Source organism: Pseudoxanthomonas sp. LjRoot204_2 (assembly GCF_056175765.1).
The window spans coordinates 1-2,201 of the sequence record NZ_JBGFFG010000500.1; the positions used below are offsets into that span (position 1 = coordinate 1).

Below are 2,201 nucleotides of genomic sequence, written 5' to 3' on the forward strand. Positions count from 1 at the left end.
CAGTGTGACTGGTCTGGAAAAGCGTAGCAGTTTTCAAATGGGCCAGCGCTGCCCTGACACACGCAGCGCCCCGGGTTACCCGCTTGTTGCGGGTGGAGCGAATCCCGGCCAGGACAGCGATTACCTAATGCTGACGGACGTGGCGCCGGAAGGCTTCACGATCCTGCGCTGATCAGTGCGAACACCCACCGCAGCACTGCCCGGCCTTGTGGCCGCGCGGTTCGGCATCACCGGCTTCGGCGTGTTCACCGGCCTCCTTGAGGATCGCGACCACGCGCTCGGTCGGCAGCGTGGTCATCACCATCAGGCGGCCGGTGCCGGATTCCAGGGTGACTTCGGCTTCCGGGTCCCAGGCGCGCAGCGCCTCGGTCATGGCGTGCTGGCGTTGTTCGGAGGTGGGGTGGGCAGGGTGGTCGGACATCGGGCTTCCTGTGTTCGTTGTGGTCGGCGCGCGGTTGCGCGGATGGCGCGACTGTAGGCGCTCGCCGCCCGGCCGGCCTTGACCCGGATCAAGGCCACCGCGGGCGACAAATCGTCGCCCGCCTGATCCACGTCAAGGCGATGCCGCGCGCCCGCGCGCAAGCTGGCCGCATGAAGATCGACATCGTCGCCCCGCCCCGCTCCCGCACCGCCGCCCCGTTGCCCGGCCCCTCGCCCGCATGGCTCGCGCATGCGCCGCACCGGCTGATGTTCTTCATCGGTGCCGGCAACGTGCTGCTGGCGATGCTGTGGTGGACGCTGTGGCTGGTCGCCACGCGCTGGGGCCTGTGGACGATGCCCGAGACGCCGATCTACGCGGGCTGGCTGCATGCGTTCCTGATGCAGTACCTGGTGCTGCCGAGCTTCATCTTCGGCTTCCTGCTGACCGTGTTCCCGCGCTGGATGGGCATGCCCGACCTGAAGCGCTGGCACTACGTGCCGGTCGGGCTGGGCCTGATGGGCGGACAGCTGGCGATCCTGCTGGGCGTGGCCGGCTGGCAGGCGGGACTGACCGTCGGCCTGTGGATGGCGCTGGCCGGCTGGACTGCGGCGCTGCTGACGCTGGGCCGGTTGCTCGCTGACGACACCGCGAAGACCTGGCACGCGCGCTCGTGCTTCGCTGGCTTGCTGCTGGGCTGGCTGGGGCTGGCGATGTTCATCGCCTTCGCGCTGGGCGCATCGCCGACGTGGGCGTTCGCCAGCATCAAGCTGGGCGGCTTCGGCCTGCTGCTGCCGGTCTACGTGACGGTCGCGCACCGCATGTTCCCGTTCTTCGCCGGCAACGTGGTGCCGGGCTACGTGCCGTGGCGCTCGCTGCCATGGCTGGGCGCGGTGTGGGCGCTGCTCATGGTGCACCTGGGGCTGGAACTGGTGCATGCCTACGCGTGGTTGTGGCTGGCCGATGCGCCGCTGCTGGTGCTGACCGCATGGGCGGTGCATCGCTGGTGGCCGCGCGGGCGCATGCCGGGGCTGCTGGCGGTGCTGTTCATCGGCACGGCCTGGCTGCCGATCACCTTCCTGCTGTACGTCGTGCAAAGCGTGACGTTCCTGGCGACGGACGACTTCATCCTGGGACGTGCGCCGATGCATGCGATGTTCGTCGGCTTCTTCGGCAGCCTGCTGGTGGCCATGGTCACGCGGGTGACTCAGGGCCACTCCGGGCGACCACTGGCGATGACGAAGGTGGCGTGGTTCGCATTCGTCGCGATCCAGGTGGTCGCCGTGATGCGCATCGTCGCCGACCTCGCGCCGGATGCGATGGCGTGGCAGGCCGCCGCCGCCATCGGCTGGCTGCTGGCACTGGCGCCCTGGGTGGGCCGCATCGGCGGCATCTACCTGAGTCCGCGCGCGGACGGGCGGCCGGGATGAGCACCATGATGACCTTCTATCCCGACATCAAGCTGGTCCACGTGGCGGCGGCGATGACTAGCGGAACGCTGTTCGCGCTGCGTGCGCTGGGCTTGCTCGCCGGCATGCGCTGGCCGCGCGCGGCGCTGGTGCGCTACACCAGCYACACCATCGACACCGTGCTGCTGACCGGCGCGATGATGCTGCTGACGATCCTGCCGGCGGGACTGTTCGCCAACGGCTGGCTGGCCACCAAGATCGCCTTCCTGTTCGCCTACATCGGGCTGGGCATCGCGGCGTTCCGCCCCGCATGGACGCCTGGCAAGCGGGCGATGCTGGTGGCCGCGGCAGCGCTGTGTTTCATGCAGGTATAC

Annotated in this window: 3 protein-coding genes; 2 read left to right on the top strand and 1 reads right to left on the bottom strand. The window is 69.2% G+C overall.

Annotated elements, in window-relative coordinates; translation table 11 throughout:
- Positions 1–172: 172 nt before the first annotated feature.
- Positions 173–421: a hypothetical protein gene (locus AC04L7_RS17125; protein ID WP_435996478.1), complete on the bottom strand. Its 249-nt coding sequence runs from the start codon at positions 419–421 to the stop codon at positions 173–175.
- A 170-nt stretch (positions 422–591) separates the two neighbouring features.
- On the opposite strand from AC04L7_RS17125, the gene AC04L7_RS17130 reads away from it, so the two are divergent.
- Both AC04L7_RS17130 and AC04L7_RS17135 read left to right on the top strand, forming a co-directional pair.
- The gene (locus tag AC04L7_RS17130; RefSeq protein WP_435996476.1) at positions 592–1,848 is read left to right on the top strand and encodes an NnrS family protein; all 1,257 of its coding nucleotides are present in this window, start codon (positions 592–594) and stop codon (positions 1,846–1,848) included.
- Positions 1,845–2,201 (top strand): SirB2 family protein (locus AC04L7_RS17135; RefSeq protein WP_475513502.1); only part of this gene is annotated, 357 nt, incomplete at its 3' end. The genes AC04L7_RS17130 and AC04L7_RS17135, both read left to right, overlap by 4 nt.

Coding starts and splice junctions, on each gene's coding strand:
- AC04L7_RS17125 (WP_435996478.1), bottom strand. CDS start 421: ATGTCCGACCACCCTGCCCACCCCACCTCCGAACAACGCCAGCACGCC.
- AC04L7_RS17130 (WP_435996476.1), top strand. CDS start 592: ATGAAGATCGACATCGTCGCCCCGCCCCGCTCCCGCACCGCCGCCCCG.